Consider the following 14,238-nt stretch of genomic DNA (forward strand, 5'->3'; position numbering starts at 1 on the left):
CCCCCCCTTCCGCCGGCGGCGCAGTGGTGCGCCCGGATGCTGGTGCTGTCGATCATCTGCGGGAGGTCGGCGTCACCGCCGCCATCAGCCAAGGCTTCCAGCATCACGTCCCATAAGCCCGAGGCGGTCCACCGCCGGAACTGGCGGAACACCGAGTTCCAGTTGCCGAACTCGGCGGGCAGATCACGCCACGGCGCGCCGGCGCGCGCGATCCAGAAGATGGCGTCGAGCACTCGCCGGTGGTCGCGAGCGGGCCTGCCGCCGAGCGGGCTGGCTGACACCACGAAGGGTTCGAAGAAAAACCACTCCTCGTCCGTCAGCAGCCCGCGGATCAACGCTGATCTCCATGCCAGAGATCAGCGTGGAATCACGCCAGCGGCGGTCTGGGAACCCCCAGCCGCAGGTTTCTCCACGCGACCTAGGACGGTAAAATCATCCAATACATCGAGCAGCCTGGGCGTACGAATCGCCGCCATGCCGCATCCGCTTTCGCGCATCAACGCGTGATCGCTATGATCGACGGAGGCTGTCGTGAAACTCTATCTCCTCTCGCTTGGTACAGGACTTCCTGTAGGCTTGATCTACGGGTTGCTTCAGGTGCGATCTCCCGCGCCGCCGATCGTGGCACTCCTGGGTCTGCTCGGCATCCTGCTGGGCGAGCAGGTGGTGCCGGTCATGCGGCGCATCCTCACCAGCCACCCAAATGCAGTTTCCGCGCGACGGAGCGACTGCGTCAGGCACATCTTCGGACATCTGCCAGGGCACGGCTCGGCCGGGCGGGAGGCGGGCTGATGCCAGCAGCAACCCGGCGTGAACTCGCCACAAGCCTCGCCGCCGCCGTCCTCTTGAACCGGAGCCCCGTCGTGGCAGAGACCGCCGTACCCGACATGATCCTGCATGGTGGCCGCATCACCACGCTGGACAGCGCAAGACCGGCACCGGAGGCGGTGGCGATCACCAACGGCCGCTTCTCCGCGGTGGGAAATGCCGACGCCATCCTGCGGACCGCCGGGCCGACGACGCGGATCATCGAACTCGCGGGGCGCCGCGTGATCCCCGGGCTGTTCGACAACCATCTGCACCTGATCCGCGGTGGCCTGAATTTCAACATGGAACTGCGCTGGGACGGCGTGCGCTCCCTCGCCGATGCGATGGACATGCTGAAGCGCCAGGTGGCGATCACACCGCCGCCGCAATGGGTGCGCATCGTAGGCGGCTTCACCGAGCATCAATTCGTCGAGAAGCGGCTGCCGACGCTGGAGGAGATCAACGCCGCCGCGCCGGAAACGCCCGTCTTCATCCTGCACCTCTACGACAGGGCGCTGCTGAACGGCGCCGCGTTGCGTGCGGTCGGCTACACCCGGGATACGCCCAACCCGCCTGGCGGCGAGATCCAGCGGGACCCATCCGGGACGCCAACCGGCCTGCTGCTGGCGCGGCCGAATGCGAACATCCTCTACGCGACGCTCGCCAAGGGACCGGCCCTGCCGTTCGACTACCAGCTCAACTCGACGCGCCATTTCCTGCGTGACCTGAACCGGCTCGGCGTGACCAGCGCGATTGACGCTGGCGGCGGCTTCCAGAATTTTCCCGAGGATTATGCCGTGGTGCAGAAGCTGGCCGCCGATGGCGAGCTGACGGTGCGCATCGCCTATAATCTGTTCACCCAGAAGCCGAAGGCCGAGAAGGACGACTTTCTCCGCTGGACCAGCAGCGCCAGGTACCAACAGGGCGACGACTATTTCCGGCTGAACGGGGCGGGCGAGATGCTGGTCTTCTCCGCCGCGGACTTCGAGGATTTTCGCTTCGAACGTCCGGAGATGCCGGCGGAGATGGAGCCGGAACTTGAAGCGGTCATCCGCATCCTGGTGCAGAATCGCTGGCCCTGGCGACTGCACGCCACCTACGACCAGACCATCACCCGCGCCCTCGATGTATTCGAGAAGGTGAACGAGGAGATGCCGCTCGGTGATCTGCACTGGATCTTCGACCATGCGGAGACGGTCAGCGAGCGAAGCCTCGACCGCATCGCGCGCCTCGGTGGCGGCGTCGCGGTGCAGCACCGCATGGCCTTTCAGGGGGAATATTTCGTCGAGCGCTACGGCGCGCGCGCGGCGGAGGCCACGCCGCCTGTGGCAAAGATGCTGGAGATGGGCGTGAAGGTCTCGGCCGGAACCGACGCCACGCGCGTTGCCTCCTACAATCCTTGGGTCGCGCTCTACTGGCTGACCACCGGCAAGACCATCGGCGGCCTGCGCATCACGCCGGAGCGCAACACTCTGGACCGCGAGACGGCGCTGCGGATGCTGACGGAGAAGGTCGCCTGGTTCTCCAATGAGGAGGGCAAGAAGGGAATGATCGCTGAGGGCCAACTGGCCGACCTCGCCGTGCTGGATCGCGACTACTTTGCCATCCCCGGTGACGAGATCCAGGACGTCACCTCCCTGCTGACGGTGGTCGGCGGGCGCATCGTGCATGGCGCCGGCAACTTCGCCCCGCTGGCGCCCGCGCTGCCTCCAGCGATGCCGGACTGGTCCCCGGTCCGCCGCGTCGGCGGCTATCAGGATCGTCGGGCGGCACGACGCGGCTTCACCGCCATGGCACGCTGCTGCGACAGCGCCTGCAACCTCCACGCGCATGATCATGCCCGCGCCTGGGCGTCCAGCACGCCAGCGGGCGATGACCGGACCTTCTGGGGCGCGCTCGGCTGCTCCTGCTGGGCGTTCTAGACATGGCAACGCGCCGCATCCTCGGCTGGATCGGACTGCTGGGGCTTTGCGCCGCCTACCTGCAGGGCGGCCTCAACAAGCTGCTGGATTTCGGCGGCGCCGTCGCGGAGTTGGCCCATCTCGGCCTGCCTTTTCCCACGCTGATGGCCATCGCCACCATCACGGTGGAACTGGCCGGTAGCGCCATGGTCCTGACGGGACGGTTGCGCTGGCTCGGTGCGCTCGCGCTGGCTGCCTTCACCTTGTCCGCCAGCTTCATCGCCAACCGCTACTGGGCGCTGCCGACGGGGCAGGAGCGGTTCATGACGGCGAACGCCTTCTACGAGCATCTCGGCCTCGCGGGTGGCTTCCTGCTGGTGGCCCTGTGTGACAGGGAACGGCAGTGTGGCTGAGGCTTCGGGCAGCTTCGCACCTTTGCGCCAGACCACCTTCGCGGTGCTCTGGGCAGCCACCATCCTCGGCAACACCGGCACCTTCATGCGCGACGTCGCCAGCTTCTGGCTGGCGACCGACCTCTCGGCGGGCCCGGCGGCGGTGGCGATGATCCAGGCAGCGGGGACGCTGCCGATCTTCTTGCTGGCGATCCCGGCGGGCGTGCTGGCGGATATTCTCGATCGTCGAAAGCTGCTGATCGCCGTCCAGCTTCTGCTTGGGGCCGTCAGCCTCGCACTCGCCGCGCTGTCACTCTCGGGCCGGATGACGATCGAGGCCCTGATCGGCCTCACTTTCCTCGGCGGCATCGGCGCCGCCCTCATGGCACCCACCTGGCAGGCCATCGTGCCGGGACTCGTTTCGCCAAAAGATCTGAAGGGCGCCGTGGCGTTGAATTCGCTTGGCGTCAACGTGGCGCGCTCCATCGGACCGGCCGCAGGCGGCCTGCTTCTCGCCTCCTTCGGCGCGGCGCTGACTTATAGCGCCGACGTGGCGAGTTGCCTCATCGTCGTCGCCGCGCTGCTGTGGTGGCCACATGCGGCGACGGAAAGGGACCCGCTGTCGGAGCGATTCCCGGGCGCCTTCCGCGCCGGTCTGCGCTATGCGCGCGCCAGCCGCGAACTCCATGTCGTGCTGCTGCGGGCCGCGATCTTCTTCGCCTTTGCCAGCGCGGTCTGGGCGATGCTGCCGCTGGTGGCGCGGCATCTGCTGGGCGGCGATGCCGGATTCTATGGCCTGATGCTGGGTGCGGTCGGCGCCGGCGCCATCCTGGGTGCCCTGGCCCTGCCGGCGCTGCGCGAAAGGATCGATGTGGATGGGCTGATGCTGCTCTCGGCCACGATCACGGCTCTGGTCATGGCCGTGCTGGCCTTCGCCCCGCCATCAGGGCTCGCCCTGATCGCGTTGCTGCTGTTGGGGGCCGCCTGGATCGTCGCCCTGACCACGCTCAACGGCACCGCGCAGGCGATCCTGCCGAACTGGGTGCGTGGCCGGGCGTTGGCGGTCTATCTCACTGTGTTCAACGGCGCGATGGCTTTTGGCAGCCTGGTCTGGGGCGGTGTTGCCGAGGCGTTCGGCGTGCCCGCGGCGCTGTTGCTCGGCGCCGGCGGGCTGACACTGGTGGCCGTGCTGCTGCATCGCTTCAAACTGCCGGTCGGCGATGCCGATCTGGCCGCATCGCGGCACTGGCAAGAGCCACGGGTCGCACAGGCGGTCGAGAATGAGGGCGGCCCGGTGCTTGTCCTGATCGAATATCGCATTGCCACGGCAGACCGCCCGGCCTTCCTCAAGGCGCTGACGCAATTGTCTGGTGAGCGCCGGCGTGACGGCGCCTGTGCCTGGGGCGTCACCGGGGATGCGGCCGCGCCGGACCGGCTGGTGGAGTGGTTCATGCTGGAAAGCTGGGCCGAGCATCTGCGCCAGCATCGCCGCGTTTCCAAGGCCGATGCCGCGATGCAGGATGATGTCAGGCGATTTCATATCGGAGCCGACGCACCAACGGTGCGCCATCTTCTGGCGATCCGACAGCGCTAGCCGCCTGCCGCACGGCGATGTGCGCCGCCGGCACCATCGATTGCCTCGTCATGCGGAATGGCCTGCGGCCAGCAACTGCCGCACCCAACCCAGGGCGACAGCGCTGCCCCCGCCATGCGCGGCCAGAACATCTGCAACGCAGGGGAGCGAGCCCTGCCGGGCGCAGTCGCGCTGCCATTCGCCCATCACCGCCAACCAGGTGATGGGCACGCAGCCGGCCTGCACCATGCGACGCACCGCCATCTCATGCGCCTCCGCCGTCATGCCGCCGGAAGCGTCGACAACAACGAAGACGTCATAGCCATCGGCGAGAGCGTGGATTGCCGGCATGACCAAACCCATCTCCGTCCACAAGGCCGCGATCAACAGCTTCCGGCGGCCGGTGCGCCGCACGGCGGCAACCACGCGCTGGTCCTCCCACGTATTGATGTAGGTCCGATCGATCGGCTCCTGCTCGGGGAAGACGTGCTGGAGCTGCGGAATCAGCAGCCCTGCCTGCGCCTTGAGCACCGTGGTCAGAATGGTTGGTACAGCGAAGACCTGGGCCGCCTTTGCCAGGCCGACGACGTTGCTGACCACCATGGCCGGCTCGTGGCTATGCAGATTGGCAAATTGGAAAGGCTGATGATCGATCAGCAGCAGCACGCTATCCTCGGGCGTCAGAAGGGCGTCGACACCCCGCTTCGTGCTCATACCGGGACTCCCGCTGCTATGATGAGGCGGCAGCGTCATGGGCGAACGGTGTTCGGTCTGTCTTGATCTGCATGGGATTAGCTCCAGCGATGGGCGTCATCCACGGCCCGCCCTTGCGCCAACCATGCGCGGCACGCGTCGGAGGATGTTGTAAATCGGTGTGAAAACGCATCGCGCATGCGTTCAACGCGGCGCGGGGCGGAATCCCATTGCCATGGTCAGTTCATCGGCGCGCGCCTCATAGTCCAGGCCCCGGCGCATGCCCCAGATGTTCACCAGATGAAGCAGCGGCAGGATCGCCCGATCCTCGACGAAGGCGAGACGTGTCGCCTCGGCCCATGTCGCATGCCGTGCCGGCGCGTCGGCAGTGGCCATTGCCCGGTCGATCAGCGCATCCAGGCGCGGATTCGCGTATCCGGTCGGGTTCATGGTGCCGCGGCCACGCTGGGGATCGCGCGCGCCGAGCAGGGCGACGAGGAAGGTGTTGGGCTCGCCGGAGGTGCCGCTCCAGCTGTTGAGACCGAGCCCGAATTCACCGCGGACGAAGCGCGGAAAAAAGGCCGCGGCCGGCATCACCTGCACATCGGTGCGGATGCCCACCCTCTCCCACATCTGGGCCACGGCCTGGAGGATCCGTTCGTCATTGGGCAGCCTGTCGTTCGGGCCTGTCAGAACCAGGCGGAAGCCGTCCGGCCAGCCGGCCTCGGCCAGCAGGCGCTGCGCCTCCTCGGGGCGATGGAGGTCCGGCAGCAGATCGGGCACCACCGCGGGCTGGCCCAGCGGCAGGAACTGCCCAGCCGCAACCGCCTCGCCCTGCATCACCTGCGCGACCAGCGCATCCCGGTTGATGGCAAGCGACAGCGCGTGGCGCACCCGGATATCGCGCAGGGGATTGTGCGGCGGCACGGCGCCGCGCGCATCGGTGAGGCCCGGCGCCGCCGCGGCCTGGCTGGGCGCCAGATACACCAGCCGCGCGCTCGGGCTGCGCGCCAAGTGAAAGCGGTTGTCTGCGGCGATCAGCCCCGCATCCCGCGGCGGCACTGCCTCGATCGCCTCAACCGCGCCCGACAGCAGCGCGGCCACGCGGGCCGCATCCTGGGTGAGGACGCGGATATCGAGGCGCGCCCAGGGCTGGGCGGGCATGCGTGAGCCTTGCCACCAGCCGGCATCGCGCGTGAGGGTCAGGCGCTCGCCCAGGCGAAGGCTGTCCAACCGATACGGGCCGCTGCCGATCGCGGCGCCCCCGGCGTTGAAATCGGCCGTTGTCGCGCTGCGGGCGATGCGCTCCGGCACGATCAGGATGGTCGGCAGCGAGCCCGGCAGCAGTGGCGCGGGGCCATTCGTGCGGATCCGCAACCTGCGCATATCCACCACCTCCACCCCGGCAACCTCCGCCAGGAAGGGCGTCCAGCGGCCCGGGCTGTTCGGAATGGTGGCAGCCCGCTCCAGGCTCGCGGCGGCGTCGGAGGCGGTGACCGGCGTGCCGTCCTGAAAGCGCGCCTCGGGGTCGATCTGGAAGTCCCAGCCATCGCCCGAAGGCAGCGGTGTCCAACTCCGCGCCAGGATTGGCTCCAGCGCCAGGTCGGCCCTGCGCGCGACCAGCGGCTCGAACACCTGGCGGTGCTGCGCGAGGCTTGGCGCATGGGCGTGGAAGTGCGGATCGAAGCTGGTCGGCGAACCAGACAGGCCGATGGTCAGGGTCTGGGTTCCGGCCGGCGCCGCCAGCGCCATCGCCGCCAATAACCCGAGGGCCAGCCGCATCTGGCGACGCACCACATGATCCCCCCAATGACCGGCGGCGATCTTATGCCGTGCCGGCGCTTTGCCTGTCCAGCATGGGATGATCACCCTCGTCGACGCGGCTCGCAATGCGCTGGTCCTGCCGCTTCACGGCGCGCCACCAGCAGGGCGCGCCAGGCTGCCCTGGAGCCGCCGCACCCAGGCCACGGCACCCTGCGCCCGCGCCAGCTCGAGCGCCTCCTCCAGGACGAGCTTCGCATCGGCGACCGCACCACGGGCCCGCAAGTTCTCGCCACGCAGCCGCATCAATTCCGGATCGAACCAGCGGTACTCCACACGCGCAGAGCGGGCCAAGGCGAGGTCCAGCACAGAGAGCGCCTCGCTCGCGCGACCCAGCCGGGTCAGGGCCTCGGCCAATTCCGCATGGAACAGCCAGTTGCGACTCCCGAAGGAGTTTTCCGGCATCGCCTGGATGGCCCCCGCGAGCATCTGCACGCCTTCCTCGACAGCGCCGCGGCGGATGCGGAAGATGCCCCCATAGGCCAGCGTCCAGAGGCGCCAGGTGCCATATCCCGAAAGTTCGGCGCTCAATGGCTTGAGGGCGCGTTCCGCGGCCTCGATCGCGCCGTTCAGCAGATGTACGGAACCCGCCCCGCGCGTGATCGCGTAGAACAGCGAAGGCACGTGGCCCGATTTGAGCGCCAGGGCCAGCGCCAGTTCGGCGCGCTCCGCCGCAGCATCGGGTGCGCCGCGCAGCCATTCGATCTGCGCCAGGGCCACTTCGGCCGAGACGCGCGGCTCGAAATTGTAGCGCAGCAGGTGTCGCGCATCGCCCGGATCGACATAGAGTGCGAGCATCCGGCGTGTGCGCGTCTCCGCCTCGATCTGGTTCCCCATGAGATGGTGGACATAGCCGAGCATGCGTTCAGCGATGGCGACATCGGCGGGATCGGTGGAGGCTTGCGCCTCCCGATAGAAGCGCTGCGCGAAGGCCAGCGGCCGTCGAAGCGGTGCGTGCATGGTGGCCAGCATGAGGCCCCACAGAGCGCGCAGAATGAATTCGAGATTCCCCTGGCTCTCGGCGATTTCCAGCACCTTGCTCCAGCACGCCTCCATCTCCGGCCCGGCGCCACGGATGTGCAGCAAAAGCACGCCCATTGCCTCGTAAAGCTGCATGGCTGCCGCGCTGCGCGTGCCCGAGCCGAGCGCGGCCAGCGCCTGATCCACACGCCGCCGGCAGACGTCGATGAAGGCGACACGCATCCAGAGAGGGACCGCCGCGATGGTGAGGGAGACCGCCAGGTCCGACTGGCCCGCCGCGCTGAACGCCCAGTCGAGGGCGACATGCACCTCGTTGAGCAGGCGCCGCTGTGCCTCGCGGTCGTCGGAGACAAAGCCGTTCGTCTCATGCAAGCGCAGCAGTTCGTCATGCAGATGGCGTGCGTGGCGCTCCGCCGTCGCATCGTGGTCGCCGGACTCGCGCAGCTTCTCCGCTGCATAGGCGCGCGTGGCATCGAGCAGACGATAGGTCATATCGTGGCCGCCAACATCCACTGACACCAACGACTTGTCCGCCAGCGCCGCGAGCCGCAACAGCACGCTATCGGCTTCCTCCACCCCCGCCACGGCGATCGCCGTTTCCAGCGAGAAGGGGCCGCGCAAAATGCCGAGACGCCGAAGCAGGGCCTGTTCCTCGGGTGGCAGGAGCTTGAAGCTCCAGTCGAGGGTCGCACGCAGGGTGCGCTGGCGGGGAGGCCCCGTCCGCCGCCCCGGCATCGCCAGCCCGAACCGCTCACCGATGCGCTGCGCGAGCATCGCCGGGCCGAGATGCGGCAGGTTGCCGGCCGCCAGTTCCAGGGCCAGGGGGTTACCATCCAGCCGGCGGCAGATGTCGATCACCAGGGGCGCATCCCGGTCTGAGAGCGTGAACCCCTCGCAGCTTGCCGCGCCGCGTGCGGCGAAGAGCGCGACGGCCGGGTAGTTGAGCGCCTGATCGGCAGTGAGATCGCCGCCTTCCACGGGCGTTGGCAGCGGCTCGAGCCGCTGAACCCATTCGCCATCGGCCCGCAGGGGCTCCCGGCTCGTCGCCAGCACCAGGAGGCCCGGTGCGGCGCGCAGCAGGCTGACGGCAATCTCCGCCACCTCGGTCACCAGATGCTCGCAACTGTCGAACAGCAGCAGCATCTGGCGTGTCGCGAGGAAGGACTGCAGCGCGGCCAACGGATTGCCACCCGACGATTCCAGCCCGAGCGTGCCGACCAGCGTCCCAATGACCAGGCGCGGGTCGGTGAGCGGGCCGAGATCCAGGAACTGGGCCTGGAGGGAGAGTTCCGACGCCAGCCGCCCCGCCGCGGCGACGGCGACCGTGGTCTTCCCGATCCCGCCCTGCCCTACCAGCGTGACGAAGCGATCCTCGGCCAGCCTCCCGACCAACGACGCGATCGCGTCCTCGCGTCCATAGATGCGGCCCAGCGGCATGGGCAGGGAATGCACGGCCTGCGCCACCCCAGCCTCCGGCGGCGCAGTTCCAGACACTGGCGCAACGAAGCAGTAGCCGCGGCCCGCCATCGTCGTGATGTAGCGCGCCTGGACATCGTCCTCGCCCAGAATGCGCCGCAGTGCGGCAATGTGGACGCGAAGATTGGTTTCATCGACGAACAGTCCTGGCCAGGCCCAGGCGGTGAGGTCTTTCCGGCTCACCACGCTGCCGGCACGCAGTACCAGGAGGTGGAGGAGATCGAAGGCGCGCCCGCCAAGCCTGACGGCCCGACCGTCGCGCAGAAGCAGTTTCTGCCCTGGCAGCAGTCGGTAGGGACCGAAAGCCATCTGCTCAACCTTCGACCCGGCCACAACCACTCCTGCACCGTTCATACTGGCTTGTCGCTCTTGCCACAGATTGCATTGCAGGTGCACGCCAGACAAAGCACCTGGGCAGCCCCCCGGACCGTGGCGTTTGGAATGGGCTTGAAGCGCGCGGTGACAAGAGTGGTCTCGGCGGAGACAGAAGGACAATCGTCGTACGGCAAAGCGGCGGGCGATTTGTTCTAGCGCCATCGGCACCCCGGCTTGCTTCCTGGAAGGATTGGAGCACCGGACGCTTCCAGGGAGAGCAGGCAGCATGAACCGCAACGGCATCCACCATGTCACCGCCATCGCCGGCAAGGCGCAGGGCAATCTGGACTTCTACACGCGCATCCTTGGACTGCGGCTGGTGAAGAAGACCGTGAATTTTGACGATCCCAGTGCCTATCACCTGTACTACGGCGATGCCGCCGGCAGCCCCGGCACCATCCTCACTTTCTTCCCCTGGGACCACGCGGCGCCTGGCCGTGCCGGCGCCGGCGAGCTGCAGGAGACCGTGTTCCGGATTCCGGAATCCGCCGTCGGCTACTGGATGAAGCGGCTTGCCGGCCAGCACATCGAACGCACGTCGCGCTTCGGCAAAACCCTGCTGACCTTCCGCGATCCCGATGGATTGCGCCTGGCACTGGCGGCCATCGCCGGCATCGAGGCGGAGCCCGCCTGGGACAATGGCGTGATCCCCGTCGCGCATGCCCTGCGCGGCTTCCACAGCGTCAGCCTGATGCTGGATGGCACGGCGGCAACCGGCACGGTCCTCGGCAATGTCTTCGGCTTCACCGAGGTAGGGCGGGACGGCGATATCACGCGCTACCAGGCCGAGGGCACCGCGATCGGCGGCATCGTTGATCTGCGCGCGGTCGGCAGCGTCGCCGCAGCACGGCTCGGCCGCGGTTCTGTGCATCACTTGGCGTTCCGCGTCGTCGACGATGCGGCGCAGGCGGCGATGGTGCGCAAGCTTGCGAGCGATCATGGGCTGCACACGACGGAGCAGAAGGATCGCAACTATTTCCGCTCCATCTATTTCCGGGAGCCCGGTCATGTGCTGTTCGAGATCGCGACCGACCTGCCCGGCTTTGACGTGGACGAGCCTGCCGACATGCTCGGCTCCGCGCTGAAACTGCCGGCAGGACTCGAATCCCGCCGACGCGACATCGAGGCTGCGCTGCCCATTCTCGCCTGACAAAGGCGAGGGCCCCGCGCAGCGCCCCGCGGCCCCTTCCTGGCCTCACATGCTCTGCTTGCATGCAAGCAACCTTCAGCGTGGCGTCGCGCGCGCCGCACGGTCGATCGCGTCGGCAACCGCCTCGGGCTGCGAGATATACACCGCGTGGCTGCCGCGAACCTCTGTGACCGTGGCGTTGCCGCGCGCCGCCCACTGGCGCTGCGCTTCGGGCGGAATGATTCGGTCCTCCCTCGCCACGACATAGGCTGTCGGCCTGGAACGCCAGGCTGCCACCGTGACCTGGGCGGAGAAGGCTGCCATGGCGGCCGGGGCCTGCGCATCGGCGAGCAGCGCACCGCGCTCCGCCGGAAGATCATGCGCGAAGGCCTGTGGGAAGATCGCGGGATCGAAGAACAGATAGCCATCGCTGGAGGGCTGCAGCGGCGGCGGCGCCCCGCCGGCGATCATGCCGAGCACGGATTCGCCGGCATCCGGCATGAAGGCCGCGACGAACACCAGGCCGGCGACCTTCTCGTCCAGACCGGCTTCCGTGATGACCACGCCGCCATAGGAATGGCCCACCAGCAGCGCCGGTCCGTCCTGCCGCGCCAGCACGCGCCGTGTCGCCGCGACATCGTCGGCGAGCGAGCTCAGCGGGTTCTGCACGATGCTGACCGCGTAGCCGCGTGCCCGCAACGCGCTATGCACGTCCTGCCAGCCCGAGCCATCTGCCCAGGCGCCATGCACAAGAACTATGTTCTTCACGGCTGTGCGCTCCTGTGCTGTGCCGGAATGCGTCGCGCCGAGTAGGAGCGCAACGCCGGCAGTGGCGATCCGAATGATGCTACCAATCGACATGATGGTCTCCATTTCCTGAGGCGGAGCGCCACTCCGGACGGAAGCGTCGCTAGGGGTTGAACAACCGCCTCGGCGCATGGCCTGCCGAAGCAACGCGAATGGGTGGATCGTATCTCGATGGGCATTCGGACATCCTGGCCGTGCTGTGCAAGCGGATGGTAGGTGGCCTGCCGGTGGTCGCGTGGTTAAGGCTTCTAAATTGCGGCGGCCCCTGCTTCGTCTGCGACATCGCATGACCAACGGCTTGCCGAGGCCGCGTCCAGGCACTGCGCTTCATCGCGATTTAGAACCATTTACTGACGTGGTTGCGGTCGTGGCCACTATCGTCCAGCAGCAGGAGATGAGGTGGAGCGACACGCCCGGTCCCGGAGCATTCTGGACACATGCCGAGCGTGCAGGGACGCCTTGTCGGCCTGTTCCATGCCTGTGTGCGGACCGATGAGGCGCCAGGGCCCCATGGGATGCGTCACGGCAAACCAGGAGCCAATCATGACAAACCTATCTCGTCGCAGCTTCGGGCGCGGCCTTTCGCTCGGCGCATTGAGTGCCGGAATCCTGCCTCTCGCCGGCACCCGCCACGGCGCGGCTGCCGCGACGCCGCCGGCGAGCGTGACGCCGCTGGCGCAGATCCGCATCGGCCGCTTCACCGTGACCGCATTGACGGATGGCTATGCGGACATGCCCTACAACTTCTTCCCGGGCCGCACGGCCGCACAGGTCGAGCAGGCCGCGACGACGCAGTTCGTGGCCCGGCAGAGCGGCCTCCGCTTCGTCTTCAACCAATACCTGATCGAGGATGGCGAGCGGCGGATCCTCGTGGATACCGGGCCGGCGGGATCGATCGGGCAGACCGGCTCATTGCCGCAGGCGCTCGCGGCACTCGGCCTGCGCCGCGATCAGATCGACGCCATCATCGTCACCCATATGCACGAAGATCACATGGGCGGGCTGGTCGTCGGCGGACAGAAGAACTTTCCCAATGCGGAGCTGCATATCGACCGGCGCGACATCACCCACTGGACCGATCCGGCGAAACGCAGCGGCGCCCCCGACTATCTGCAGAACAGCTTCCGCATGTCGGCCGAGGTGGTACGGCTCTATCCGCGACTGCAGGCCATCGATGGTGAACGCCAGATCGTGCGCGGCGTCTCCATCGTGGATCTCACGGGCCACACGCCCGGTCATATCGGGGTGCGGGTCGAGGATGCCGGGCAGAGCCTCATCATGGTCTCCGACATGCTCTTCCCGGTGATCCATCCGGTGGCGACCGATGTGGGCTTCCTGTTCGAGCAGGACCGCGCGGCCGCGCAGGCCATGCGCGATCGCTTCTTTCCCCGGGCGGCCGCGGAGGGCGCCTTGATCGCGGCGACGCACATGCCATTCCCAGGCCTCGGCCGCATCATCTCCGATCGAGGGCAGCTTCGGTGGGATGTCGCGGATTGGGCGCTGCAGAGCTGAAGGCCTGATGATTCCGCCGCCGGGCCAGGCCCGGCGGCGACAGGAGACGATGTCATGCGGCACCGATATCTTGAGATTGCGACCACGCCATCGGTCCTTGAGGCGCGTGACCGCTATGGCGGCAGCGCCAAGAGCCTGCGCGCCGAGCCGGCCGCATCCCCCGACGAGCACATCAGCCATCTTCGCCTCGGCGCGGCGGAACAGGCCTTCGTGGCCGCCTGCGATGGCTTCTATCTGGCCAGCGTCTCGGAGACGGGGTGGCCCTATGTTCAGTTCCGCGGTGGGCCCATCGGCTTTCTGCGGGTGCTCGACGAGCGGACGCTGGGATTTGCCGACTTCCGCGGCAATCGACAGTACCTGACCGTCGGCAACGTCACGGCGAATGACCGCGTCTCCCTCTTCGTGATGGACTATCCGCGCCGACAGCGTCTGAAGATCTTCGGGCGCATGCAGGTCATCGATGCGCAGGCCGACCCGGCATTGATCGAGCGTCTTGCAGTACCCGACTATGCCGCGCGGATCGAACGGACCGTCCTGATCGCTGTCGATGCATTCGACTGGAACTGCCCCCAGCACATCACGCCGCGATTCACCGAAGCGGAGCTGGCGTCCATACTCGCACCGATACGGGACGAACTGGCGGCCCTGCGCGCGGAGAATGCACGCCTCCGGCGCGAAATTGGCCTCTGACGCATCCGAAAATTTCAGGGACGGCGTCTCCCCTTCGTCACGACACCGAGCCGCCAGGCATCAAAAGCACTTCACCAGCAC

General features: G+C 67.6%; 12 protein-coding genes. 7 read left to right on the forward strand and 5 right to left on the reverse strand.

The window, feature by feature from the left end; translation table 11 throughout:
- Window positions 1-335, reverse strand: a 335-nt coding sequence (locus tag ACVFYP_RS00005; protein ID WP_499198065.1) for an IS5 family transposase, incomplete at its 3' end; no start/stop codon positions are given.
- 196 nt (window positions 336-531) lie between these two features.
- Here ACVFYP_RS00005 and ACVFYP_RS00010 point away from each other — a divergent pair.
- From ACVFYP_RS00010 to ACVFYP_RS00025, 4 genes are all read left to right on the forward strand, one after another.
- Window positions 532-792: a DUF1427 family protein gene (locus tag ACVFYP_RS00010; protein WP_499198066.1), complete on the forward strand. Its 261-nt coding sequence runs from the start codon at window positions 532-534 to the stop codon at window positions 790-792.
- A gap of 71 nt (window positions 793-863) precedes the next feature.
- Window positions 864-2,729, forward strand: coding sequence for an amidohydrolase (locus ACVFYP_RS00015; RefSeq protein WP_499198067.1), 1,866 nt, complete (start codon window positions 864-866; stop codon window positions 2,727-2,729).
- Between the two features lie 2 nt (window positions 2,730-2,731).
- Complete coding sequence (locus ACVFYP_RS00020) at window positions 2,732-3,121, forward strand: DoxX family protein (protein WP_499198068.1); 390 nt, start codon at window positions 2,732-2,734, stop codon at window positions 3,119-3,121.
- On the forward strand, window positions 3,114-4,694 hold the full coding sequence (locus ACVFYP_RS00025; RefSeq protein WP_499198069.1) for an MFS transporter: 1,581 nt from the start codon (window positions 3,114-3,116) through the stop codon (window positions 4,692-4,694). Before ACVFYP_RS00020 ends, ACVFYP_RS00025 begins: the two co-directional genes overlap by 8 nt.
- 48 nt (window positions 4,695-4,742) lie before the next feature.
- Here the strand turns inward: ACVFYP_RS00025 and ACVFYP_RS00030 are convergent, their stop codons facing one another.
- From ACVFYP_RS00030 to ACVFYP_RS00040, 3 genes are all read right to left on the reverse strand, one after another.
- A complete protein-coding gene (locus ACVFYP_RS00030; protein WP_499198070.1) occupies window positions 4,743-5,387 on the reverse strand; it encodes a hydrolase in 645 nt (214 codons plus the stop codon).
- Between the two features lie 183 nt (window positions 5,388-5,570).
- Window positions 5,571-7,160: an ABC transporter substrate-binding protein gene (locus tag ACVFYP_RS00035; protein WP_499198071.1), complete on the reverse strand. Its 1,590-nt coding sequence runs from the start codon at window positions 7,158-7,160 to the stop codon at window positions 5,571-5,573.
- 114 nt (window positions 7,161-7,274) lie between these two features.
- Window positions 7,275-9,953, reverse strand: a complete 2,679-nt coding sequence (locus tag ACVFYP_RS00040; RefSeq protein ID WP_499198072.1) for an ATP-binding protein — start codon at window positions 9,951-9,953, stop codon at window positions 7,275-7,277.
- Window positions 9,954-10,245: 292 nt separating this feature from the next.
- Here ACVFYP_RS00040 and ACVFYP_RS00045 point away from each other — a divergent pair, with 292 nt between their 5' ends.
- On the forward strand, window positions 10,246-11,169 hold the full coding sequence (locus ACVFYP_RS00045; RefSeq protein WP_499198073.1) for a ring-cleaving dioxygenase: 924 nt from the start codon (window positions 10,246-10,248) through the stop codon (window positions 11,167-11,169).
- Window positions 11,170-11,244: 75 nt separating this feature from the next.
- On the opposite strand, the gene ACVFYP_RS00050 is transcribed toward ACVFYP_RS00045, so the two are convergent.
- Complete coding sequence (locus ACVFYP_RS00050) at window positions 11,245-12,021, reverse strand: alpha/beta fold hydrolase (RefSeq protein ID WP_499198074.1); 777 nt, start codon at window positions 12,019-12,021, stop codon at window positions 11,245-11,247.
- Window positions 12,022-12,414: 393 nt separating this feature from the next.
- Here ACVFYP_RS00050 and ACVFYP_RS00055 point away from each other — a divergent pair, with 393 nt between their 5' ends.
- A complete protein-coding gene (locus ACVFYP_RS00055; RefSeq protein WP_499198075.1) occupies window positions 12,415-13,467 on the forward strand; it encodes an MBL fold metallo-hydrolase in 1,053 nt (350 codons plus the stop codon).
- 54 nt (window positions 13,468-13,521) lie between these two features.
- Window positions 13,522-14,157, forward strand: a complete 636-nt coding sequence (locus ACVFYP_RS00060; protein ID WP_499198076.1) for a pyridoxamine 5'-phosphate oxidase family protein — start codon at window positions 13,522-13,524, stop codon at window positions 14,155-14,157.
- Window positions 14,158-14,238: the final 81 nt, after the last annotated feature.

It is taken from the genome of Roseomonas sp. F4 (assembly GCF_053891155.1).